The sequence below is a fragment of the Kitasatospora sp. NBC_01539 genome, assembly GCF_045040525.1.
Classification (GTDB): Bacteria; Actinomycetota; Actinomycetes; order Streptomycetales; family Streptomycetaceae; genus Kitasatospora.
The window spans coordinates 8,859,843-8,884,220 of record NZ_CP109390.1 but is presented as its reverse complement, the minus strand read 5'-3'; the positions used below and the strand labels follow the sequence as shown (position 1 = coordinate 8,884,220).

18 protein-coding genes are annotated in these 24,378 nt (G+C 72.5%); 14 read left to right on the top strand and 4 right to left on the bottom strand.

Annotation, left to right across the window (positions count from 1 at the left end; all coding sequences use genetic code 11):
* The first annotated feature begins 3 nt into the window (after positions 1-3).
* The gene (locus OG335_RS38560) at positions 4-1,095 is read left to right on the top strand and encodes an endonuclease/exonuclease/phosphatase family protein (protein ID WP_405009202.1); all 1,092 of its coding nucleotides are present in this window, start codon (positions 4-6) and stop codon (positions 1,093-1,095) included.
* Between the two features lie 432 nt (positions 1,096-1,527).
* Here the strand turns inward: OG335_RS38560 and OG335_RS38555 are convergent, their stop codons facing one another.
* Positions 1,528-2,646, bottom strand: coding sequence for an LUD domain-containing protein (locus OG335_RS38555; protein WP_405009203.1), 1,119 nt, complete (start codon positions 2,644-2,646; stop codon positions 1,528-1,530).
* Between the two features lie 173 nt (positions 2,647-2,819).
* On the opposite strand from OG335_RS38555, the gene sigJ reads away from it, so the two are divergent.
* From sigJ to OG335_RS38540, 3 genes are all read left to right on the top strand, one after another.
* Positions 2,820-3,794, top strand: coding sequence for an RNA polymerase sigma factor SigJ (gene sigJ / locus OG335_RS38550; protein WP_405009204.1), 975 nt, complete (start codon positions 2,820-2,822; stop codon positions 3,792-3,794).
* Positions 3,795-4,015: 221 nt separating this feature from the next.
* Positions 4,016-4,435, top strand: coding sequence for a nitroreductase family deazaflavin-dependent oxidoreductase (locus tag OG335_RS38545; RefSeq protein WP_405009205.1), 420 nt, complete (start codon positions 4,016-4,018; stop codon positions 4,433-4,435).
* A gap of 206 nt (positions 4,436-4,641) precedes the next feature.
* Complete coding sequence (locus tag OG335_RS38540; RefSeq protein WP_405009206.1) at positions 4,642-5,130, top strand: RICIN domain-containing protein; 489 nt, start codon at positions 4,642-4,644, stop codon at positions 5,128-5,130.
* 286 nt (positions 5,131-5,416) lie between these two features.
* On the opposite strand, the gene OG335_RS38535 is transcribed toward OG335_RS38540, so the two are convergent.
* Both OG335_RS38535 and OG335_RS38530 read right to left on the bottom strand, forming a co-directional pair.
* Positions 5,417-6,253 (bottom strand): hypothetical protein, encoded by an 837-nt coding sequence (locus tag OG335_RS38535; RefSeq protein WP_405009207.1) that lies wholly within the window; start codon positions 6,251-6,253, stop codon positions 5,417-5,419.
* A 74-nt stretch (positions 6,254-6,327) separates the two neighbouring features.
* Entirely contained in the window at positions 6,328-6,990 is a 663-nt protein-coding gene (locus OG335_RS38530; RefSeq protein ID WP_405009208.1) for a hypothetical protein, read from the bottom strand.
* A 971-nt stretch (positions 6,991-7,961) separates the two neighbouring features.
* Here OG335_RS38530 and OG335_RS38525 point away from each other — a divergent pair.
* Both OG335_RS38525 and OG335_RS38520 read left to right on the top strand, forming a co-directional pair.
* Positions 7,962-9,914 (top strand): M20/M25/M40 family metallo-hydrolase, encoded by a 1,953-nt coding sequence (locus OG335_RS38525; RefSeq protein WP_405009209.1) that lies wholly within the window; start codon positions 7,962-7,964, stop codon positions 9,912-9,914.
* Between the two features lie 24 nt (positions 9,915-9,938).
* Positions 9,939-11,969, top strand: coding sequence for a M36 family metallopeptidase (locus OG335_RS38520; RefSeq protein WP_405009210.1), 2,031 nt, complete (start codon positions 9,939-9,941; stop codon positions 11,967-11,969).
* Positions 11,970-12,194: 225 nt separating this feature from the next.
* Here OG335_RS38520 and rph read toward each other — a convergent pair whose 3' ends face one another.
* Positions 12,195-14,807: a rifamycin-inactivating phosphotransferase gene (gene rph / locus OG335_RS38515; protein WP_405009211.1), complete on the bottom strand. Its 2,613-nt coding sequence runs from the start codon at positions 14,805-14,807 to the stop codon at positions 12,195-12,197.
* A gap of 1,260 nt (positions 14,808-16,067) precedes the next feature.
* On the opposite strand from rph, the gene OG335_RS38510 reads away from it, so the two are divergent.
* Genes OG335_RS38510 through OG335_RS38475 form a run of 8 tightly spaced genes read left to right on the top strand, consistent with a single transcriptional unit; the run spans position 16,068 to position 24,304 of the window.
* A complete protein-coding gene (locus tag OG335_RS38510; RefSeq protein WP_405009212.1) occupies positions 16,068-17,306 on the top strand; it encodes an acetyl-CoA carboxylase biotin carboxylase subunit family protein in 1,239 nt (412 codons plus the stop codon).
* The gene (locus OG335_RS38505; RefSeq protein WP_405009213.1) at positions 17,303-18,559 is read left to right on the top strand and encodes a biotin carboxylase; all 1,257 of its coding nucleotides are present in this window, start codon (positions 17,303-17,305) and stop codon (positions 18,557-18,559) included. The genes OG335_RS38510 and OG335_RS38505 overlap by 4 nt, the downstream gene beginning before the upstream one ends.
* Before the next feature lie 3 nt (positions 18,560-18,562).
* A complete protein-coding gene (locus tag OG335_RS38500) occupies positions 18,563-19,255 on the top strand; it encodes a cyclase family protein (protein ID WP_405009214.1) in 693 nt (230 codons plus the stop codon).
* Between the two features lies 1 nt (position 19,256).
* Positions 19,257-20,651 carry an anthranilate synthase component I family protein gene (locus OG335_RS38495; RefSeq protein ID WP_405009215.1) on the top strand — a complete coding sequence of 465 codons (1,395 nt, stop codon included), beginning with the start codon at positions 19,257-19,259 and terminating at the stop codon, positions 20,649-20,651.
* Positions 20,648-21,229, top strand: coding sequence for an anthranilate synthase component II (locus OG335_RS38490; protein WP_405009216.1), 582 nt, complete (start codon positions 20,648-20,650; stop codon positions 21,227-21,229). Before OG335_RS38495 ends, OG335_RS38490 begins: the two co-directional genes overlap by 4 nt.
* Positions 21,226-22,281 (top strand): phenazine biosynthesis protein, encoded by a 1,056-nt coding sequence (locus tag OG335_RS38485; protein ID WP_405009217.1) that lies wholly within the window; start codon positions 21,226-21,228, stop codon positions 22,279-22,281. The genes OG335_RS38490 and OG335_RS38485 overlap by 4 nt, the downstream gene beginning before the upstream one ends.
* Positions 22,281-23,615 carry an aldehyde dehydrogenase family protein gene (locus tag OG335_RS38480; protein WP_405009218.1) on the top strand — a complete coding sequence of 445 codons (1,335 nt, stop codon included), beginning with the start codon at positions 22,281-22,283 and terminating at the stop codon, positions 23,613-23,615. The genes OG335_RS38485 and OG335_RS38480 overlap by 1 nt, the downstream gene beginning before the upstream one ends.
* Positions 23,612-24,304, top strand: a complete 693-nt coding sequence (locus OG335_RS38475) for an SDR family NAD(P)-dependent oxidoreductase (protein ID WP_405009219.1) — start codon at positions 23,612-23,614, stop codon at positions 24,302-24,304. Before OG335_RS38480 ends, OG335_RS38475 begins: the two co-directional genes overlap by 4 nt.
* Positions 24,305-24,378 lie beyond the last annotated feature (74 nt).

Genomic DNA, 24,378 nt, shown 5'->3' with positions numbered 1-24,378 from the left:
GCTATGACAGGAGACGCACCCGCCGGAGGGCGCCGGCAGCGCGCAGCGCCGGTCGTCTGGGCGGCCTGCGCCGCCGGCTGGCTGGCCTTCACCCTCGCGCACCTGCTGCTCAGCGGCCGGGCCTGGTGGTGGGTGCTGCCCGACCTGCTGCCACCGCCGGTGTACGTCCTGGCGCCCCTCCTGATCCTGGTGGCCTGGTGCGCCGTGTACGCGGCGCGCCGGCCGCCCGTCGGCTGGGGCGCCCGCACCGCGCTGGCCTGCGCGGTCGCCGCGCTCGCCCTGGGTGCGCAGGGCTCGGGACTCAACCTCGCCGCGCTGACGAACGACCCGTCGACACCGCCGACCGGATCCGTGCGCATCGCCTCCTGGGACACGCTGTTCTGGCACCAGGACGAGGACCCCGACCGCTTCTTCGCCTACCTGAAATCGCTGGACGCGGACGTCTACCTGCTCCAGGAATACATGGTCCAGGGCGACGACGGGCCGGACCCGGTCGACGACACCGCACGGCTGCGCACCGAGTTCCCCGGGTACACCCTGGCGAGCCGCGGTGAACTGCTCACCCTGAGCCGCCTGCCGATCGTCGGTGAAGAGGTCCTGACGGCGAGCCCGATGACGCCGCTGTCACCGTGGGCCGACTACTGGGACGCGCGCGTGCTGCGTACCGACCTGCTCGTCGCAGGACAGAAGGTCAGCGTCTACAACGTGCACATCGCGGACCCCTTCGACCTCGGGCAGTCGCCGCTGACCCGCCACTTCTACACCTCGATCCACCAACTGGCCGCCTACCGCTCGGCCCAGTGGCGGGTGCTCGGCGCCGACATCCGGGACAACCCCGACCCCGTGGTCGTCTCCGGCACCCTCAACACCCTGCCCAACATGGGCGAACTGCGCCACCTCGCACCGCTGCGCGACGCCGTGGCGGCCGGCACCTCGGTGTACCCGGTGTCGTTCGCCCTGCGGGGGGCCTGGCTGTGGCGGCTGGATGCGACCTACACCTCGGCGGACGTCCACGTCAGCGGATACGAGCTGCACGACCCGTCCGGACTCTCCACCCACAAGGCCCAGGTGACGACCATCGACCTCGGGACCTGAAAGCCGCGGGCCGTCAGGCCGGCGGCCGGAGGGTCCGCCCGCCGACCGGACGGCCCCGGCCTTTTGGGAGCGCTCCCAGCGCTGCCCGGAAACACCCATCTCCGGTGCACCGCGGGGGAGATGGGGAGTTACGACGTCAGCGGGCGGCCCGAACCGCCGAGCACCCGGAAGAGGCTGAACTTCACGTCCCTCTCCCCCGCTATCGCGCTGCTCCAGCTGTGAGTTCACTCCCCGCATGAACAACTCCCCTCCCATCGAAGGGTGTTGCAGAGCCGCGCCGTGACGCGCCGGGTAGCGTGATGGGAGCGCTCCCCCATTGCGTTGAACGCACCCTGCGGCGTCGGACCGCCCCGCGAAACCCGGGACCCGGACCTGGGCCTGGACCCGGACCTGGGCCTGGACCCGGACCTGGGCCTGGGCCTGGACACCTGTTCAGTATCCGATGGCCTCGCGGAGGAGCAGCACGGTGCCGCGTCCCGGGTAGGGCTCCGCGTTGAGGACGAGCAGGCGGTTGACGGCGCTGGGCATCCCGTAGACGGCCCGGGCGCGGGCGTTCTCCAGCGGGAGGGCGTGTTCCTCGACGCGGCGCAGTGCCGTGGCCAGGTCGGGCACCACCTTCTGGGCGCCCACGATCCAGACCGCGTGGGCGGCGCCGCCGGCGTTGGCGGGGAGCTGGCTGCCGCTGCCCGAGGCGAGGACGAGCGAGCCGGTCTCGGTGACCGCGGCGACGCTGTTGACGACGTAGTCGGGGCCGGCGAGCAGCCGTCGGATCTCGTCGGCGCCGGTGGCACGGTCGAGGGCCAGGACGCGCGGCCGGACGGCGTCGTACCGGCCGCCGGTGTTGACGTCCTCGTCGATGCCGGACAGGCGGAGGGTCTCGCTGGCTCCGGTGAGCACGCCGGCGCCCTCGGGGATCAGGTCCCTGATGCGGGCGCGCGCGGCTGCGGCGTCGTCGAGGATCTCGGCGGCGAAGCCGTTGGCCCGCAGCGCGGCGGCCACCCGCTCCAGTCGATCGGCCGGTGCGGGGTCGGCGAAGGACGCGGCGGGAGCCGGGGCGGCGGCGGGAGCCTGGGCGGCCAGGGCGGCCGACACGTCGGTCCCGGAGCCCCGCGCGGAGTGGGGCGCCGCGCCTGCCAGCGGGGAGGTGTCGAGGTACCTGATCTCGTACACCCGCTCGGCGAACCTCCAGCCCTCCGCGGTGCGCCGGTAGCGGTCGTGGTAGACGGCGTGGTTCAGGCCCTGGCGGCCGTCGAGGGTGCGCGCGAGTTCGTGCATGTAGGCGCGGCCGGTCGCGGTGTCGCCGTCGAGCAGGATCGTGCCCGGGTGTGTGGTCTGCACGAAGAAGTCCCACCGGCTCTGCAGCCGCTCGCCCCCGGCACGGATCTCCTCGCGGCCGACGAACTCGGCGGGGACGTCGGGCATCCGCAGGACGCCGTCCGGGGTGAACAGCGACGCCAGCCGGAGCCGGTCGCGCATCATCGCCGCGTCGGTGAACTCGCCCCGCAGTGCCTCGATCTCCACGCGGTCCGCGACGGCCCTGAAGTCGTTCATCGGAGTTCCCTCTCCTCGTGTCGTCGTCCTCACCGGTACGACAGCGCAGCCCCGCGGAATGTGAGGCGGCGCGTCGGCCTCACATTCCGGTGCACCGTTCTGTCGTACCGGGTAGAGGCTGTCCCGTCGTACCGGGTAGAGGTACGGGAGCGAGCGAGGGAGACGGGTAGACCATGACCACCAGAGCCGAGCCCGGTGACGACCCGGGCGTTCCGGGTGTTCCGGGCGACCCGGTTGATCCGGGCGATCCGGGCCTCAGCGCGATCATGAGCGAGCGGCGCCTGCTGATCAACCTTGCCTACCGGCTCCTGGGGTCCCTCGCCGACGCCGAGGACGTCGTGCAGGAGACCTACGCCCGCTGGTGCGCCCTGTCCGCACGGGAGCGGCTGGCCGTCGCGTCGCCCGGCGCCTGGTCGGTGACGGTCGCCGGCCGCATCTGCCTGAACCTGCTCGGCTCGGCGCGGGCCAGGCGGGAGACGTACGTGGGCGACTGGATCCCGGAACCGCTGCCCGAGCCCACGGAGTGGATCACCGGGAGCTCCGGGGGCGACGGGATCGACCCCGTCGACCGGGTCACCCTCGACGAGTCGGTGACGATGGCCTTCCTGGTCGTCCTCGATTCGATGACCCCGGCCGAGCGCGTCGTGTTCGTCCTGCACGACGTCTTCCGCTACCCCTTCGGCGAGGTCGCCGGGATCGTCGGCCGCACTCCGGCGGCGTGCCGCCAGCTGGCCTCGTCCGCCCGCCGCCGCCTCCGCACCGCGCAGGTACCGGACGGCCCGGACGCCGGGCAGGCCGACATCGTCAGGCGGTTCAGAACGGCGTGGGAGGCGAAGGACGTCGGTGCCCTGATCGGCCTGCTCGACCCCGGCGCCACCGCGACCGCCGACGGCGGCGGGCTGGCCGTCACCCACCTGCACCCGATCGTGGGCGGTGAGCGGATCGCACGTGCCTACGCCGAGATCGCGCGTGTGGCAGGTGACCGCACGACCTTCCTGGAGTGCACGGTCAACGGCCTGCCCGGCCTGGCGGCGCGGCAGGACGGCAGCATCGTCACCGTGTTCGCGTTCGAGATCGCGGGCGACCGGATCAGGCGCATCTGGGCGGTGCGGAACCCCGAGAAGCTACGGCCCTGGCGGACCGGTTGAGGAGCGGTCCGCACCGCCGGAGCGAGCGGATCCCGGCCGGCACCACCCCGTACCCTGCTCACAGCTCCGACCCGCCCGGACCTGCCCCGCCTCGACGGGCACCGACGGGCCCCGGCGGGTCGCGACGGATCGTGACGACCGACGGTTCGTCACGCCGGACTTCGACCACACCCCGCCGTGCGGGCGACGAGAACCTCGTTGCCCGGAAGGGACTGCCATCCATGTCCGAACGCATGCAGCGCAATCAGCTGGTGATCGACGAGTTCCGGTCCACCGGCGGAGTGGTCGGCGGTGACTTCGAGGGCGTGCCCCTCCTGCTGCTGACCACCGTCGGTGCCCGCAGCGGGCAACCACGGACGATGCCCGTGACCTACCTGCGGGACGGAGACCGACTTGTGGTCTTCGCCGCCAACGGCGGGAGGGAGAGCCGACCCGGCTGGTACCACAACCTGCTGGCCGACCCGGCCGCCGGTGTCGAGGTGGGCACCGAGACGTACGAGGTGACGGCGACCGAGATCGAGGGCGTGGAACGGGAACGGCTCTGGGACCGGCAGCTGGAGCACACGCCGTACTTCGCCGGATTCCAGGAACGGGCCGGGCGTCGGATCCCCGTTGTCGCACTGACACGTACCGTCGGCTGATGTGAGCGGGGTCGACGGGGCGTCCCGGCCGGGCGGGCTCGGTCCGATCCCCTCGGCATCGCCGTCCGGCCGACCGGCGGTGGGCTTGGTGGACGGCGGTGGGCAGTGTACGAAATCCCCCGCCCCGGTGATCGTTCAGGCGGTAGGGTCTGAACCCGCCGGCCGGGCTCAGGGCCGACGTCGTCGTGTCACCAAGGGGGATCATCATGTCTCGGAACACGGTTCGGATGCGCGCGGCCGCAGTGGTGGCGGGGACGTTCGCACTCCTCGCGGGGGGTGTCGCTCCGGCGTCCGCGGAGGGCTCGATACTGACCATCCGCACCACCATCGACAGCCACGTCTGCCTGGAGGTCGGGGGCTGGGCCACCAACAACGGCGCCCCGGTGAACCTCTGGGAGTGCACCGGCGGGGAGAACCAGCAGTGGGACTTCGTCACCCACGACGGCTACTACCAGATCAAGAACGTCAACAGCGGCAAGTGCCTTGAGGTCAGGGACTGGAGCACGGTCTGGGGGGCCCAGATCGACCAGTGGGACTGCACCGGCGGCGCCAACCAGGACTGGCAGGTCGGCGCAGGCCGCTACGTCAACCGGTACAGCCGGCTCCTGCTGGAGATCCACGGCTGGAGCACGGCGAACGGGACCTCCGTCGACCAGTGGGGCAGCAACGACGGCGCCAACCAGATCTGGCGCTGACCGCAGGCCGCAGGTCGGTCGCAGCAGCCCCGCCCAGTGGCGGCGGCGGCCGACCTGCGGCGCACCCGCAACCGTGCGACCCGCCGTGCAGGCAGCTGCCCGACGGCTGCGCTCGACATCGGCCTGCGGCCGGGATCGTCTCCGACCGGCGGGGAGCCGGGACGCCGGTGGTCCTCGCTCTCGCCGGCCGGAGACGTCTCCGCGACCGCCCGCCGGACGACCGGCTCACGGGGGCCGGAGGCCGTGAAGGCTCCTCGGTCGCCGCGCCGAGTCCGGTCGACGGCTGTCACGGGTAGCCGAAGGGCTGCAGTATCGGCCCGCACACGTGCCACTCGCTGCCGCCTTCGCTGGCGTGGTGCCCGAGGTGAGCGCACCACCAGAGCACGAGGTCCTGACCGTTGATGCTCTCACCGGTGGCCTGGGTCAGAATCTGGTCGTCCTGCGCCGTCCCCAGACGGCCTCGCAGGTCTTCGGCCGCGCGATAGGTGAGCGCCGCCGTGTCGAGTCGTCCGAACCCGTCGGCGACACCGTCGAACGGGCCCGGCGCGATGAGATACCCCGTCGTCCTTCCCAGCGGGTTCGCCTTGTTCAGCACCGCGTAGGTGCTCCGGGGTGTGCGGGCGACGACCGACTCCGTGGTGTACGGCAGCCAGCCGGGGCCGTAGCCCCAGTCGGTACCGACCGGGAGGTGCTCCAGCACGAGGTTGTCGGCGGCGCCGACGATGTCGAAGTCGAACCGCCAGTAGGCGTGGTGCCGGTGGTTGTACGGCGCCTGCAGTCCTGCGCTGTAGAGCTGCGGCAGGATGATGCCGTCACTCCGGAAGATCCATCGGTTGGTCAGCCGGTAGGCCCCGATGGTGTGGTAGCTCTCCACCACGAGAAATCGGTAGGCCGGATTGGTTCCTTCGTAGACCTTGACCGGCCCCTGCATGTTTCCGCTGCTCAGGGCATCCTTGTACGGGCCCGCGGGGCCGTCGTACTGGACCCGGATCATGGGCAGGCTCGCCTTGTACAGGACCTTCTGCCCCTTGTAGTGCACGCCAGTGAAGGAGATCGCCTCACTGTCCCCGTCCACCATCTGCCACTGGAAGCTCCACACCGGAGCCTCCGGGGGCCACTGCACCAGCCCACCGGACGACATGAGCCCGGACGACGTGAGGGACGTTCCGGACAACGGTTGCACCGTCCCGCTGGACGTCATGACGACACCTCCTGAGGTACCCGACCGGCCGCGACGACGTCCTGATCGGTGAGATCGACGATGGCGAAGGCGATCGGCAGGCGCCTGTCCCGAGGGCCGAAGCGCAGGTCGACGAGGCGGTGCCCGTACCGCGGGTCACGGAAGTCGACCTCCTCGACGATCAGCCCCATCCCGGTTTCGAAGTCGACGCCGTAGTCGGCCAGGGCGCCCTCCCCGCGCAGCAGTTCCAAGGCCTGGCTGCGCTCCGAGTCCGCCAGCGGAGGCTGACGGTCCACCGTTCCCGACTCCAGGACCCTCCCGGAGTCGAGGTCGACCAGCGCCTCGACGACGGTGCCGTCGGTGTAGTTGAAGATGGTCACCAGCGGGTGCTCGTCGTCCCGCCCGGTCGCCGCCGATCCGACGCTCAGCACATCGCAACGCTTGCCGGTCAGCGCCGGCCCGACCTCGCCGGACGCGAGCGCCACCTCGATCGCGCGGTGGATTCCGTCGTCGGTGAGGGTGGGCTCGATCCGCTCGAAGTCGACCGGCGCAGTGCGCACCTTCGGCAGGTATTCGCGCCAGCTCCTGGCGTCGGTGAACGGGGGGTCGATGACGGGGCCGAGATCGACCGTTTCGACGCGCATGAGTTCTGGCGGGGGGAGGCTGAATTCCTCGGACATGGTTATCCCTCTTCACGGGTGCACGGCCCGACCGACGACAGGGATCTCGATGACACGTCTCGGTCGGATCTGCCCGGATCCACGATTTTCCGGAGTGCGGCCACTGCCGGTACGGCAGCGCCGCTGCGATCGGCTGTACGGCCCGGTCCCATTCGGGGTGGCGAGGCTTTCGACACCGGGGATCGGCCTGCACTTCCAGGGCGACTCGGCACGGTACGGATCGGCTCCGAGCCGCCGACGGCAACGGATCCGGGACTCTGCGGCCCCCGCCGTGGACGCGCAGACCGATGCGCTTCATCGCCGTGGAATGCCTTCGGGGCGGGCGCTGGGACATCCATCCGCGTCCTGCGAATTCCCGGCTCTCGTCGAGCTCCCGGCTCCGGCTCTTCCCCGTGCTTCTGAGCGTGGGGGCCCCTCGCACTCCTCAGGATCCCCGGATCCTGTCTCCTGCGCCTCCCACTCTCCTCCTCCGGTGACTGACAATCAAGCGCGCTCCCGACGGATGCGGGGAACAGGTGCGGGCCGTTTCGACGCCTGTGACGGACTGTCACAGGCTGACGGCCGACCGACGGGTTCTCCGGCCACCTCGGGCTCGGAGAATACCCGGCGTTACCGGACGACATTCACGGAAAGGAACGGCGACCGGTGGCCGGGTCGGGCCGGCGCCGTTCGCCCGCCGCGGCGGGTCGGGCCGGCGCCGAGCACCGAGCACCGAGCACCGAGCACCGAGCACCGAGCACCGAACGGCACGTAGCGGGTCCGGGTGCGGGGGCATCGTGCGCGGGGGCATCGGTGGAACTACCCACACCGTCCCCAACCGGCCTTCTCCGCGGCCTGGTTGGCGACACCGGCGACCCCCGGAAGGACTGGGTGGTTCCACCGTTCCGGGACGCGGCGGGCGTCTCTAGCATGGGCCGTGTTGGAGCCGTCGCACGGTGCCCGACGGCTCCGTGCCAGCCGTGGAGGCCGCGATGACCGTGTACTTCTTCGACATCGGCGCGACGCTGGCCGACGCCACGGTCGGCGCCGACGGCGTGCTGGTGCTCAGCCCGCGGCGGCGGGTCCAGGAGGTGCTCGACGGCCTCGCGGACAGCCGCCGCGGGGTCGTCTCCGATCCCGGCCCGGGCGAGGCGGCCCGGAAGCGCGCGGCGGCGGCTCTGGAGACGGCGTTCCCCGGCCGGTTCCCCGACCGGACCCTGCTGCTCTGGGGCAGCAAGGACTCCCCCGAGATCTTCGAGCGGGCCGTGGCCGCGTCCGGGGTGCCCTCCGCGGACTGCGTGTTCGTCGGGGAGGACCCCGGCGAGCGCGCCCAGGCCCGGGAGGCCGGCATGGCGACGGCCGCCCACCCGGTCTTCACCCGGGCCGCGGCCCAGGGCAGGCCGGTGCTGTTCGTCCGGATCGGGCTGCCGGAGGACCTCGACCTGGCGGCACTGGAGGCGGTGGCGAACACGGCCGAGGTGGTGCCCCTCCATGTCGCCTCCGCCCGGTTGGTGCTGGCGATGGCCACCGCGGAGGGTGCGGCCGTGCTGGAGCAGGCCGGCTTCACCGCGGACCTGCGGGAGGCGGTGGAGGAGACCGCGGCCTTCCTGGTCCGCGGCGACCACCCGCCGTTCCTGCCCGGGGCGGCCGGGGCCGAGGCCGAGGCGCTCCTGCCCGGCGTGCCCCTGCCCGGCGTGCCCTCGGCCGGGACGGCCGAGGCGGCCGGGACGGCGGCGTGGGCGGGCTCGTCCACCGGTGCCCCGGTGGACCTCGGACCGGCCCCGGGCGGCACCTACCTGGCGGCGACCGCCGCGCTCCGGGTGGAGGAGCTGCACCTGCCGGCCGGGCGGCCCGGGCACACCGAGCGGCTGCTGGCCGACCCCGCGCTGCTGAGCCGTCCCGGGGAGGCCGAGGCCTCCGGGCTGGTCTCCGCCGGTGCGGTCCGCAGCGCCCTCGCCGCCGTGCCCTCCGAGCGGACCGTGGCGGCGGTCCGGTCGGCCGTCACGGCCGCGGTGGTCCGCGAGCACGTGGCCAGGGTTTCCGGCGCGGCACCGCTGGTGGACGGCGACCTGCGGCCGCCCGTCCGCAGCCGGAACGCGGAGAACGCGGACAACCCCCGGGTGGTGCAGGCCCTGCTGGACAGGCTGGCCGGCCTCGGCCTGGAGACCCGCCGTCAGGAGTTCGTCTGGCGGGGTCACCGGCTGGCGAACGTGGAGGCCGAGCACCGGGTCGCCGGCGCGGACGGGGCCGTCCTGGTCACCGCGCACCTGGACTCCACCGCGCTGGAGGGCACGTTCTTCGACCGGGCCGGCCTGCCCCGCCGGTACGATCCGGCGGTGGATCCCGCGCCCGGCGCGGACGACGACGGCAGCGGGGTCGCGGCGGTGCTGGCCACCGCGGAGTGCCTGACCGGGATGCTCGCCGCCGGCCTGGCGCCCGCCCGCTCGGTGCGGTTCGTGCTGTTCAACGCCGAGGAGCAGGGCCTGGTCGGCAGCAAGTCGTACGCGCGGGCGGCGGCCGCGACGGGCGACCGGATCTCCGCCGTGCTGCAGATGGACATGATCGCGGGCCGCCGCGAGGGGCCGCGCACGTTCGAGATCCACGCCGGGTCCGCCGTGGCCGGCCCGGTCGAACAGGCCTCGGACGCGCTCGGCGCCGCGGTCGAGCAGGCGGCCGCGAGCGTCGCCCCGGACCTGGTCTGCCAGCGGCTGTCCGGCCCTGCCGACCCGGCGGCCGGCCGCAGCGACCACGCCAGCTTCCACGAACGCGGCTGGCCGGCGGTCGCGGTCTGCGAGAACTTCTTCCCGGACACCGCCCCCGAGACCGGCACCCGCCAGTACCACCGACCGGGCGACACCCTGGCCGACCCCGACCACGACACCGCCTACTCGGCGGCCGTCGCCCGGACGGTCGCGACCGCCGCCCTCACCCTCGCGGGCCTGTGACCCGCCGACACCTAGGACCGCACCATGACCGACATCATCGACCAACGGGACATGAGCTACGACCACCTGGACACCGTGGACGGGGCCGACGCCTTCCTCGCCGACATCACCGAGACACTCTCCGGCTCGCCCGAGAAGGTCAACCGCTTCACCGGACACCTGACCGAGCTGCGGGTGGACCTCGCGCCGGCCCTGGAGAGCGGCAGCGCCGGGAACGGTGCGGCCGGATCGGCACCCGCCTCCGACGCGGCCCTCATCGCCCGGGCCAAGGAGTACGTCGCCTCGGCCGCCCCGGCGATCGGCTTCGCCGCGGGCGAACCGGTGGAGTTCGTGGCGGACCCCGCGGTGGCCGCCACCAGCGAGGGCCTGCGGGTGGTGAGCCTCCAGCAGACCAGCAACGGCATCGACGTGTGGGGGATGGCGCCCAAGGTGTGGCTGCGCGGCGACAGAACGGTGGAACGGCTGGTCGGCGACACCGTGAGCCTGCCGCCCGACCTGCCGGTGCGCCCGACCGTGCCGGCCGAGACCGCGCTGCGCGTCGCTGCCGCGAAGGCGGCCGAACCCCGCACGCTGAGCGGTCCGTTCGGCACCAGCGAGCTGCCCCGGCTGGACGTCTCCGGCGGTTTCCGGCGGCTGGCGGCGCAGGACGGCAACGACCAGCCGATGACCTTCTCGCAGGGCCCGTTCGACGAGGCCGTGTCCACCCGGCTGATGTACCTGTACATGGGCGGTGACGTCCGGCTCTGCTGGCGGTTCGTCCTCTCCCGGGACAACTGGACGACGCAGTACCAGGCGCTGGTGGAGGCCGACGACCGCACCGGGGACCCGGAGGACCCGGAGATCCTCTACTTCCAGGACCGGGCGCACCGGGTGCTCGCCGGGCGGGTCTTCCGCCGCAACCCGGCCGAGAGCACCTTCGACCTGGCGCCGTTCCCGCTGCCCGCGGCCGACTACCCGGACGTGGAGACCGGCGGCAGTACGGCCGGTTTCCCGAGCACCTGGGTGGAGGTCACCAACGGCACCGCCGCCACCGTCGGGAACAACGTGCGGGCCCTGGACGGAGTGAGCCGGCAACCGGTGACGATTCCGCTGGACGCCGCCGGCAACGGCGTGTTCGACGACCCGGCCGACAGCCCGAAGCAGCTCGTCACCAACATCTTCTTCTTCTGCAACTACGCCCGCGACTTCTTCCAGGTCCTCGGTTTCGACGAGGCGCACGGGAATTTCCAGACCGTCAACCCGAGCGGTCAGGGGCTCGGCGGCGACCCGGTCATCGCCGTCGCCGACCCGCGGCAGGTGCCCGGGACGGCCACCATGGCCACCCGGGCGGACGGACTGGCGGGCATGATGGTGATGGGCCTCGTCACGAGTACGCACCGGCACACCGCCCGCGACTGGGACGTCGTCGGCCACGAGTTCACCCACGGCGTGAGCAACCGGCTGGTCGGGGGGCTGTTCGACGCGGAGGGCCTGGAGGAGGACCAGTCCGTCTCGATGGGCGAGGGCTGGAGCGACTACTTCGCCCTGAGCATCCGCAACTCCCTGAACACCCTGGACCGCGAGGTCGTCGGGAACTGGGTCGTCGACAACCCGGCCGGCATCCGCCAGCGGCCGTACGGCTCCGGCTACCCGGGCAGGTTCGGCGACATCGGCAAGGGTCCCGGACAGGTCGCCGGCCAGCCCGACCTGAGCTACCGCGAGGTGCACGACGTCGGCGAGATCTGGTGCGCGGCGCTGATGGAGGTCACCCGCAAGGTCGGCGACGCGCTCGGCGACCGCAGCCGCGGGTACCGGGTGACCTGGCAGGCCGTCGTCGACGGGCTGAAACTCACGCCGAAGAACCCCTCCTTCCTCACCGCGCGCGACGCGATCATGCGGGCCTTCAAGGACCTCCGCGGTTCCAGGATCACCGCGGAGGAATACCCCGCCGTCCGCGAGGCCGCCTGGACGGCGTTCGCCGCGTACGGCATGGGCTTCGACGCCACCTGTCCCAACGCGTCCTTCGTCGGCTGCCGGAGCGGCAGCGCACTGCCCCCGTCCGGCTCGGAGGACTGACCTCGGAGGACTGACACCCGGGGACCGTCCCTCGGCCGGAGAGCCGCGGGAGAACCCGGGACGGTACGGCGCCGGACCGGCGTCGTCCACGGTCCGCGGACCTGACGGCCGGCACCCACCGGCACCCACCGGCACCCACCGGCGGCCCCGCGCGCCCGAAGCGCGCGGGGCCGCCGCCCGCGCCGCCGCCGTCACGCCGCGGGCGGGGCCGCCCGGTGCGGTCGGTCACGACAGGACCTCGACGTAGCCGTCGGTCCCGTGCACGCGGATCCGCTGCCCGTCCCGGATCAGCCGGGTGGCCTGCCCGACGCCCACGACGGCCGGCAGGCCGTACTCCCGGGCGATCACCGCGCCATGGGTCATCAGGCCGCCCACCTCCGTCACCAGGCCCGCGATTCCGACGAACAGCGGCGACCAGCTGGGGTCGGTGAAGGTCGTGACCAGGATGTCGCCCGCTTCGAGGTCGGCCTCCGCCATGTCGAGGATGACGCGGGCCCGTCCCTCGACGGTCCCGGCGGACACCGGGAGGCCGGTCAGGGCGCCGGCCGGCACGTCGTCGCGCCGGTACGCCCCGGTGACGGCCTCACCGTCCGAGGTGAGCACCCGGGGCGGTGTGAGCGCGTGGTACGAACGGAACGCGTCCTTGCGCTGCCGGACGAGCCGGTGGTCCGCCTGCTGCGAGCGCACGGTGTCGTGGAGTTCCTGGAACGTGAGGAAGAAGGCGTCCTCCCGCTCGGGCAGCACGCCGGCCTCCACGAGGCGTCCGGCCTCCGCCATCAGGGCCCGCTTGTAGACGGCGTAGCGGCTGACGATGCCGTACTTCGGGTACTCCCGGTACCCGATGAACGTCCTGACCCGGTCGATCATCCGCTTGGCCTCGTCGGCCTTCCGGTCGCCGTCCGGCAGGGCCCGGAGGCGTGACAGCACCTCCTGTTCCTTCGCCTCCGCCTTCTGCCGGCCCTGCTCGAAGCGCCGCTCGGCGGCGCCCGGTTCGAAGAGCCTGACGTTGTCGAGGATCACCGGCACGAGGGTGGTGGGGCGCTCGCGCCACCGCGGCCTGGTGATGTCGATCTCGCCGACGCAGCGCATGCCGTACAGGTCGAGGTAGGCCTCGACGGCGTCGCGCGCCCCGGTCCCGCCCGCGGGCTTCGCGAGCTCGTCCAGGAAGTCCTCGTCCCGGACGCCCCCGTCGCGGACGCCCTGCAGGAACGCCACGACCTCCGGCCACGGGCGGACGGCGTCGGCGACGTCGAGCAGCGCCAGTCCCATCTCCGACGTGATGTTGCCGGGGGCGGACAGCGTCAGCGTGTCGGCCGCGTTCTTCTCGCCGAGCCACTCCTGCAGCGTGTCGTTGAGCCACCAGGTGGCCTCCATCCCCGCCATGATCACCTGCATGCTCAGCGGATCGCCGAGCACTCGCCTGTGCTCCTCGAAGGCCTCCAGCAGGAAGTCGAACAGCGCCGGTCCGGTCTTCGTGCGGATGTCGCGCTCCAGTGCGGCGACGGACCGCCGGCTGCGCTCGACCAGTCCGGCGACGACGGCCGGATCGGTCTCGACCGGGGCAGGCGCACCGCCGGCCGGCGGCCCGCCGGGAGCCGCGTCCGGGAGCAGGGGCACGAAGTCGTCGCGGTCGAGCACGGTCTCCAGGGCGTTCCTGACCAGCGGGTCGCCTCGCCCCATGAGGTCGAGCAGGGCGGCGCGGCTCGCGGGCGAGGCCAGGCGCCGGGTGGCGTCGACGAACAGCCACCCGCCGGCCGCCTGCATCGGCGCCATCGCCGTCAGCTGCCACATCGAGAGCCCGAGGGGCTTCATGGGGTCGGTCATCATCTGCTGGTGGCCGACGGAGACGTAGACGCGGTTCTCCTGGTCGCCGGCCTCGGGGACGGGGAACAGCGTCGTGATCGGGCGGCTCTGGACGATCCGGAAGCCGTCGTCGACCAGGCACCATTCGATGTCCTGCGGGCGGCCGAAAGCCGCCTCGATCCGCCGCCCGAGCTGTACGAGCCGCACGACCTGCGCATCCGTCAGCGCCGGTTCCTCCTGCCGCCGCGCGTCGACCGCCACCACCTGCGTGCCGCCGGCCGGCAGGGCGTGGACGGCACGCTGCTTGGCGGCGATCGCCCTGGCGGTCACCTCGCCGTCCCGCACCGTGAAGACGTCCGGGTTCACCAGGCCGGAGACCAGGGCCTCGCCGAGGCCGAAGCCGGCGTCCACGGTGGCGACCTTCCGGTTGCCCGTGACGGGGTCGGCCGTGAACAGGATGCCGGACGCCTGCGGGAGGACCATCCGCTGCACGACCACGGCCATCCGGACCGTACGGTGGTCGATGCCGTTCCGCCGGCGGTAGATCACGGCCCGCTCGGTGAACAGCGAGGCCCAGCACCGGCTGACGTGCCGGAGGACCGCCGCCGGCCCGACGACGTTCAGGTAGGTGTCCTGCTGGCCGGCGAAGGAGGCCGTCGGCAGGTCCTCCGCCGTCGCGCTGGACCGGACGGCGTAGGCCGCTTCCGCGCCGAACCCGGCGAGCGCGCGGGTGATCGCCGCCGCGAGGTCGTCCGGTACGGCGATCCCTTCGACGGTCCGGCGGATCCGCGCGCTGAGCGTGCGGATCGCCTCCCGGTCGTGCGGGTCCGCGCGCGACAACCGATCGAGCTGATCGTCGATCGCCGGCGCTTCCGCCATGATCCGGCGGAAGGCGTCCGTCGTCACGCAGAAGCCGCCCGGCACGCTGACGCCCTCGATCCGCGCCAGCCGGCCCAGGGACGCGGCCTTGCCGCCGACGACCGCGACCTGCGTCCCGTCGACCTCGCGAAGGTCCCGCACGTACGGCTCGCTCACCGCGGCACCTCCGAGGCCGTCGTGCTCCGCTGCCCTGCCATGGCCGTTCGCCGCACCGGCGCCTCCACCTCTGCCGAACCTCTTGTCGAACCTCTTGCCGAGCACGTCGTCATTCCTCGTCGTCATTCCTCGTCGTCATTCCTCGTCGTCTTCCTCTGCGGGCCGGGCCGACCGGGCCGACCGGACGGCAGACGCGCGGAGCATCCGCACCGCCGGTCCCCCACTGATTCGACGTCACCGCATCCCCCGTACGTCGACAACGACACACGCACACCGCGCTCCCGTTGCCACAGGTAGTGGCATCGGCCGACGATTCTGCGCCGTCACCCGGGCCTTGCGGCAAGCCCCCCGGCGCGCTATAAGTTGAGAGTGGCAAGGAGCGGGCTCTCCTTGCCTTTGCCGTGTGCGGTCCGACGAACCGGCCGGCGTGCCGCGCAGCGGTGGCGCACCGCGCACGGGTACGCGGCCCCGGTCCGATCGTGAGGGGCCTGCCCCGGTTCCGCCGGCCTGCCGCGTCCGGCGCTCTCCGCTGGACGGCACTCGACGGTGCCGGGCCGCCGGGTGCCCCGCAGCGCCGTCCGGCGGACGCGCCGATCCCACAAGCGACCGGCCGAACCCGCCCCGAGCCGGGCGGCAGGCATCGCTGACAGCTGGTCAGATGAGCCGGATATGCTCGAACTCCACTGCCGGAGAGACTTGTTGATTCACGGAAACACGCGCTCAAGTCGACGAACTGACGAACTGAAAGCAACAAGTCGATCCTCTGGAGCCCCAGGGGTTGCGTGACGGATCAACCCCGCCGTAGGCTCCTGACGCTGACATGATCAAACGGGGGTTTCATTCATGGGCAGAAGGTCTGACGGTGTGAGTTGCCCGGACGGTTCCGGCAAGTTGCTCGCGTGTTGTAGGTGTAGCCGGCGGCGCTAGCCGCACAGCCCGGCTGCCGGTGCGCCACAGGTGTCGGGAACGACTCGATACGCCGTGACCTGGGCAGACGGCCGGGCCTACGTTCAAGAGGACGCGCGCGACATCAGCGCTGCGGCAGAGATCCTCACCATGCCTTTCGAGATCGTGCGAGTGGTCCGTCCACCGCACCGCCCGCCATGGCCTTCGCCTGTGGCAGGCGCGATGCAGCGTGCCCGTCTGCGTGCCCGCGTGCCCGTCTGCGTGCATGCCTGGGTGCCCACCTGCATGCCCGCCTGCGTGCCCACCTGCCGGTGGGCGGCCGGTCAATCCCCCAACGACGATGAAGGATTCGTGATGAGTGCGTCGGTCCAGAACCACGTGGTGGTCATCCACCGGTGGCGGGCGGAGTACGTCGACTACGCGGCCGTGCTCGATCACACCGTCCACCGCGTCAGCTACGTCACGACCGAGGTCGGTCGGGCCCGGGTCCCCGACCAGGCCGCCGGCGTCGAGATCGTCGCGAACACCGACGACCTCGCGGCAGCGCGCCGGGCGGTCGCGGCGCTCGCGGAGCGGCACGGACCACCGCACCGGATCGTCGCGCTGAAGGAGGACGACCTGCTCACCGCGGCGGTGCTCCGGGCGGAGTGGGGTTGCGAGGGCACCCGGCCCGAGGAGGCGTTGCGGTTCCTCGACAAGCTCGTGATGGCCGACGTCGTCGCCGACCGCGGTCTCGCGGTGCCTCCGCTCACGGCGGTCGACAGTGCCGACGAGGTCCGCGTCTTCGCCGAGAAGTACGGCTGGCCCGTCATCGTGAAGCCACGGATCGGCAGCTCCAGCGACGGAGTCGCGCGGTTGCAGGAGCCCACCGACGCGGACGGGATCGACTTCGCCGGGCGGCCGATGCTCGCCCAGGTCTACAACCCGCACCCGATCTACCACGTGGACGGCGTGTACCTGGACGGACGCCTCGCCGCCTTCCGCGCCTCCCGGTACGTCAACGACTGCCTCGCCTTCCGGAGCGGCGACTACCTGGGATCGGTCGAGGAGGACCACCCGGCGATCGTGTCCGCCGTCGGTGCCGCCGCGGAGCGCTTCGTCGCCGCCTTCGACACCGATCCGCTGGTGTTCCACCTGGAGCTGTTCGTCGCACCGGCGGACGGCACGGGTGAGCCCGAGTGCACGTTCCTGGAGGTCGGAGCCCGGGTGGGCGGCAGCGAGATCCCGTTCCTGTGGCGGGAGGTCCACGGGTACGACCTCATGGCGGCAGCACTCAGGCTGCAGCTGGGCGAACCGCTGGATCCGCCGGTGCTGACGAACGACGAGGTCGCCGGCTGGCTGCTGGTGCCGTCGCCCGCGCGGCGGCCCTGCCGCATCACCGAGGTCACCCCGCTGAGCGGGCGGGTCCCCGGCCTGTACGCCGAGGCGCTGCTGCGCCGCGGCGAGGTGCTGCCACCGGCCGACGCCTACTACGAGCACGTGGGCGGCCGGTTCCGGTTCCGGGGCACCACGAGCCGGACGGTGGAGGAAGCCATCCAGGCCGCCGCAGCCGACTTCCGCATCAGCGCCGAGCCGATGGGAGACGTCGCGTGAAGCACGTCGTGCTGGTCGATCCGTACGCACCGGCCCGGGGACTGCCGCCTGCGTTCACGGCGGCGGGGTATCCCTGTGTCCGCCTGCAGAGCACGGCGGAGGTCCCGGCGGTGTACCGCGGCCCGTTGGATCTCGACGGCTACGTCGCGAACGTGGTGCACCGGGGCGACATCGCGGACACCGTCCGGCAGCTGTCCGCGTACCAGCCGGTGGCCGTCCTCACCGGCAGCGAGCTGGGCGTCGAACTGGCCGACGAACTCAGCGAGTTGCTGGGTCTGGACACCAACGGCACCAAGCTGAGCGAGACCAGGCGTGACAAGTTCCGGATGATCGAGCAGGTGGCGGCCGCCGGGCTGCGCACGCCGCGCCAGGTGCACGTGACCGACGAGGCGGAGCTGCGCGCGTGGCACCGGGAGATCGGCGGCCGGATCGTGGTCAAGCCGCTGCGCAGTGCCGCCGGCGACGGTGTCACGTTCTGCGACAGCCCCGACCGGTCCGCGGCGGCACTCGCGGAGATCATGGGGCGGGAGAACATCTTCTCGCTGCCGAACCTCGGCGTGGTGGCCCAGGAGTACCTCCTGGGCGCGGAGTACATCGTCAACACGGTGAGCCGTGCCGGGCGGCACCACGTCACCGACAGCTGGGGATCCGGCCGGCTGTCCGTCAACGGGATCACCGACCTGCTGGTGGAGAGCGTCCTGCTGGAGCCGGACGCACCCGGCCTCGCCGAACTGACCGCGTACGCGTTCGCCGTGCTGGACGCCCTCGGAATCCGGTTCGGTCCGGCCCATCTGGAGATCAAGATGACTCCGGACGGTCCCTGCCTGGTCGAGGTGGGCGCGCGCATCTCGGGCGGCGAACTGCCCTACTTCGCGGCCGAGGCGATCGGCGAATCACAGCTCGACTGGACCGTCGACTGCTACGTCCGGCCGGAACGCTTCGACGCGCGCTGCGGTGCGCCGTACCGGCTCAAGCGGTACTTCGCCTGGTCGGCGCTGGCGTCGCCGTACCGCGGGACGCTCGTCTCCTACCGGGGGATCGAGCAGATCGAGGCCCTGCAGAGCCTCCGCGGGCTGCGGACCCTCGTCGCGCCGGGAAGTGCCATCCAGCCCACCGTGAACGACCTGACCTATCCGCTCACCGTCACGCTTCACCACGAGTCCGACGGAGTCCTGCAACGGGATCTGAACACCATCAGATATCTCGACGGGACCGGCTTCTACGACGTAGATCACCACCAGCAGAACGGCTGACCAATGCGCATTGTCGACCTTACCCACGGATTCTACGAGGGCATGCCGTCCTATCCGGCCGACTGGTTCCCGCGCTTCACCTTCGACCGGGCGATGACGCCGGAGACGGATCCGTACGGCACGAACCGCACGTTCTCCACGCTGCACATCTTCCCGCACAACGGCACGCACGTGGAGTACAAGCAGCACTTCTTCCCGGGGGCCGAGGGCATCGAGGACGTCCCGCTCGAAACCCTGATCGGCCGGGCCTGCGTGGCGGACCTGTCGCACAAGGGAGACCTGGAGCCGGTGACGGCCGAGGACCTGGACAAGGCGGTGGGCGACCGCTGGTCGCCCGGGGACCGCCTCCTCGTCCGCACCGACTACCTCCGCCGCAACTGGGGTGCCGAGGACTACTGGGACCGCCCGCCGTACATGACGCCGTCGGCCGCGCAGTGGGCCATCGACAACGGCGCGGTCCTCGTCGGGTTCGACTGCCTGACCGAACGTCCCGGCGACGCGGAGTCGCCGGTGCACCACGCCCTCCTGGCGGCGGGCATCCCGATCCTGGAGTACGTGACCAACCTGCACGAGCTGGAGCAGTCCGTGGTGCAGCTGTTCGCCCTGCCGATCAAGGTGTCCGGCGTGGAGGCCGCGCCGGCCCGCGTGGTGGCGGTGGAGTACGGCGACGCGGCCGTTCCCACCGCCGGTGGCTGACGTGGCCACCACCGTGGATTCGCCCGCCTTCCTGCGCAGCGGGCTGCGCGCCGGTGACGTGGTGCACCGGTACGAGCTGCGCGGGCCCGACGTCGACGCGGTCGCCGCGGCGGCGGCGCTGCGCGGCTCCGGCCGGATCATGCTGAGCCGTCGGGCCTCGGAGCCCGAGCCGGTCGTGCTGCTCGCGGTCGGCGAGCTCGCCACCGCCCGCCGGACCGGCCCGCGGCAGCACGGCACGTCGGCTCCCCGCCCGGTCACGGCGGCGGTCGACTTCCTGGCCGGCCTGGAGTTCGCGTCCGGCGCGGCGCTCGACGAACGCAGCTGGTACGGATGCGTGGGGTTCGACGCGGTCACCGACTTCGAGCGGCTGTCGCTGCAGTCGACGGGCCTGCCGAGCTACGACATGTTCCTGCCGGAGGTGCTGGTCCGCTTCGACCGGACCGGGACCACGGTGGTCGGACGGGGCGCCACGGCGCCGGAGGCCCGGCACGCCGCCGAGCGCGTCGAGCGGGTGCTCCGGCGGGCCGAGGAGGTCCCGGAGGTGTCGGCACGGGTCGGCGCCGGCACGTTCGGGCACGGCGTGGACGAGTACCTGGAGGCCGTGCGGAGGGCGAAGGACTACATCCTGGCCGGCGACATCTTCCAGGTCGTGCTGTCGATCAGGTACTCGGCGCCCGGTGAGGCGGACGGCCTGACGGTGTACCGGCGGCTGGCGGAGTTCAACCGCTCGCCGTACCACTTCTGGTACCGCGGCAGCGAGTTCGAGGTGGTCGGTGCGTCGCCGGAGCCGTGCGTCACCCTCGCCGACCGCGACGTCCTCATCCGGCCGCTGGCCGGGACCCGTCCGCGGGGCGCCGATCCCGCCGCGGACCGCGCGGCCGAGCAGGACCTCGTCTCGTCGGAGAAGGAGCTGGCCGAGCACCGGATGCTCGTCGACCTGGCCCGCAACGACCTCGGGCGGGTCTGCGTCCCCGGGACGGTGCGCGTGCCGCGGCTGATGGAGGTCGAGCGGTATTCGCATGTCATGCATCTGACATCGGACGTGCACGGACTGCTCCGCCCCGACTGCCGCACCGACGACCTCCTCCGCGCGAGCTTCCCCGCCGGCACCATGACCGGCGCTCCGAAGGTGCGGGCGATCGAGATCATCGACGAACTCGAACCGGTCGGCCGCGGCCTCTACTCGGGCGCCGTCGGATCGTTCGGCGTGAGCCACGCCGACCTCTACCTGACCATTCGCGCGCTCGTCCTCCACGACGGCGAGCTGCACCTGCAGGCCGGCAGCGGGATCGTCTACGACTCCGATCCCCTCGCCGAACGGGAGGAGTGCGTGGCGAAGCTCCGGGCCGCCGCCCGCGCCGCCGCCGTCAGCCTCGGACCGGGGGTCCACGCGTGATCGTCATCATCGACAACTACGACTCGTTCGTCTACAACCTCGCCCAGTACGCCGGCCGGCTCGGCCACGAGTGCCGGGTCGTGCGGAACAACGCGCTGACCGTCGACGAGGTCACCGCGCTGAACCCGAGCCTGATCCTCATCTCGCCCGGCCCGGGCGGCCCGCAGGACGCGGGCATCTCGCTGGACCTCGTCCGCGACCGCGGCCACCGCGTGCCGATCCTCGGCGTGTGCCTCGGACACCAGTGCATCGCGGAGGCGTTCGGCGCGCGCGTGGTCCGGGCCGCCGTACCGATGCACGGCAAGCTCAGCCCCGTGTACCACCGGGACACCGGCGCCTTCACCGGGCTGCCGAGCCCGCTGCAGGTGACGCGCTACCACTCGCTGACCGTCGACCCGGCGTCCCTGCCGGACGAGCTCACCGTCACGGCCTGGACCGACACCGGCGAGGTCATGGGGCTGCGCCACCGGGACCTGCCGATCGAGGGCGTGCAGTTCCATCCGGAATCCCTGTTCACCGAGAAGGGCCTCGACATGGTGGCGAACGCGCTGAAGGCAGCCGAGCGGGTGACGGCATGAGCGGCAACGGAGACGACGACATGACGCGGCACCTCCAGGACACCCTCCGGTGGCACTTCAGCCCCGAGACCGGGTCGCCGTTCTGGCTGAAGCGCAAGGAGAGCCTCGGCTTCGACCCCCTCCGCGACGTCGCCGACCTCGCCGACCTGCGGAAGTTCCCCGACGTCAGCGACGAGCTGCGGACCGTCCCGGTCGACCTCCTGCGGCCGGCGGGCTCGGCCGACAGCCCGTTCGAGGTGTACGAGTCCGGCGGCACGCTCGGCGCGCCGAAGCGCATCGTCGAGCACCGGTCCCGGATGGAGGGCGTCGACTGGGTCGAGACCGTGCTGCCCTCGTTCGGCGGTGGCGGCCACTGGCTGCACGTCGGACCGACCGGGCCGCACATCGTCGGCCGCTCCGTACGCCGGCTGGCGGAACTGCGCCGAGCCGTGTTCTTCACGGTGGACTTCGACCCGCGGTGGGTGAAGCTGCTGATCCGGACCGACCGCCGACCCCTGGCCGACGAGTACGTCCAGCACGTCCTCGACCAGGTCGAGACCATCGCCGAGTCGCAGGACGTACGGGTCCTGTTCATCACGCCGCCCGTGCTGGAGGCGCTGTGCGGACGCGAGAAGCTCTACCGCATGCTGGCCGACCGCGTCACCGGCATCATCTGGAGCGGAACCAGCATCAGCAGCACGTCGCTGCGGCTGCTCCGGACCGAGTTCTTCCCGCGCGCCGAGGTGCGCGGGATCTACGGCAACAGCCTCATGGGCATCGCGCCGCAGCGGACGCCCGAGCCCGGCGACACGCACCCGTGCGTGTTCCGGACCTTCCGGCCCCGGTCGGTCGTCGAGGTCGTGGACCCGGACACGGCGGAACCGGTGGCGCCCGGCGAGCGCGGCCGCGTCCTCGTGCACCTGCTGACGAAGGACCTGTTCCTGCCCAACGTGCTGGAACGCGACACCGCTGTCCGGATCACCCCGGGTCGGCCCGGCCTCGGCGACGACCTCGCCGACGTCCAGCCCTTCCGCCCGGCATCCGGCGCGCGCGTCATCGAGGGCGTGTACTGATGAGCCTTCCGATCCTGCAGCCGCTGGTCGGCGGCGAGACCTTCACCTGCGACGAGACCACCGACGTGCCCGGCGTCGACGGTGCACCGGTGGCCCGCGTCGGAGCGTCCCCCACGCTCCTGCTCCAGCTGGCGCTGCGGCGCCTGCGCGGCGCGGCCGTGCCGCCGGAGGTGTTCAGCCGGGCCGGCACGCTCTTCGCCGGGGCCGACCTCGCCGGCGAGTCGGCCGACGAGTACCGCCGCCGCGTGGTGGCCGCGACGGGCCTGCCGTACCGGTTCGTGACGGACGGTCTGCACAGCGTCCGGGACGGGCTGGCCCGACTGGAGGAGAGCACCGCACGCCAGCTGCCGGCGCCGACGGCCGGTGTCCGGTGGGTGCCCCGCGGACGGACCCTCGGGATCGTGACCCCGTCGAACCACGTCGACCCGCATCTGACGTGGGCCCGGGCGCTGTCGCTCGGATACGGCGTGATCGTCCGGCCCGGCACGCGCGACCCGTTCACGCCGTTCCGCCTCGCGGCCGCCCTGCTCGCGGCCGGGCTGCCGCCGCACTGCCTGACCGTCCTCCCCGGTGATCACCACCTGGGTGAGCGGCTCCTCGCCGAGTCCGACCTGGGCATCGTGTACGGCGGTCCGGCCGCCGTGAGCCGCTGGGCGGACCACCCCCGGGTGCTGACACGAGGCCCCGGCCGGAGCGCCGCGCTGCTCGACCGGCCGCTGTCGCCGGACGTCGTCGAGGCGCTGGTCCGTTCCGTCGCCGCGGACGCGGGCGTCCGGTGCACCAACACGTCGGTGATCCGTACCAGTGGGGATCCGGCGGAGGTGGCCGACGTCCTGGCGACCCGCCTGGACGGCCTGCCGACCCTCCCGGCGGCGCACCACGACGCGATGCTGCCGACGGTCTCCGCGGAACAGGCCGCGCAGCTGCGCCGTACGGTCGCCGGGCTGGAGGAGGCCGGCTTCCGGCGCCACTCGGCCGACGACGGTCCGGTGCCGCTGCCCGACGGCTCGTACGCCGCGCGCCCGGTCGTGCTCAGCACGGACGACCCGCGGCACCCGTCCATCGGTACCGAACTGCCGTTCCCCTTCGTCGTCGTCACGCCGTGGTCGGCCGCCGACGACCTGGAGTCGTTCGGCCGGACCCTCGCACTGTCGGTCTTCAGCGACGACCCCGCCCTCCCCCTGGCCGCCCTGGCGGAGCCGCAGATCCGACGCGTCGTCGTCGGCGGGACGACGCCCTGGACGAGCGGGCCGGAGCTGCCGCACGACGGCAGCCTCACCGGATTCCTGCTGGAGCCCAAGGCCCTGCTCTCGGACAAGGAGCCCACCCGATGAAGCACGTCGTCGTCACCGGAGCGTCCGGGGACATCGGCACCGCCGTCGTGGCCCGCGCGGTGGCCTCGGGCGCGGAGGTCCTCGCCCAGTTCCACACGCGGCCACCGGCCGTTCCGCATCCGTCGGTCACCCCGGTCCGGGTGGACCTGACCCGCGACGACGGCCCCGCCGAACTCCTCGCGGCGCTGCCGTGGGACGGCGTGGACCTGCTGGTCAACTGCATCGGCGGGGCGAGGCCCACACGGTACGCGGACCTGAGCACCGCGGCGTGGCGCGAGAGCATGCAACTGAACGTCGAGGTGCCGTTCGCCGTGACGCGGGAGCTCGTCGGCCCGCTGGCCGCGGCGGCCGGTGCCGTCGTGAACCTGTCGAGCGTCGCGGCCTTCACCGGCGGCGCGTTCGGCCCGCACTACGCCGCCGGCAAGGCCGCCGTGGTCGGCCTGACCAGGTCGGCCGCCCGCGAGCTCGGCGAGCAGGGGATCCGGGTCAACTGCGTCGCCCCCGGGCCGGTCGCATCGGCGATGACCGACGCGCTCCCCGACGGCGTCGTCGCCGGCCTGCTGGCCGCCACCGCGTTGCGACGGGTCGTGACCCCGGAGGAGGTCGCCGACGCGGTGTTCGGGATCGCCGCGGCCACCGGCGTCACCGGACAGACCCTGGTCGTCGACGGCGGCCGGTTCCTGCACTGATTTTCCCCGTCCACCTGTCAGGTTTTCCCACGTCCAGAAGGAGCTCCGGTGCTGCTTGTCTGCAGGGCTGTCGA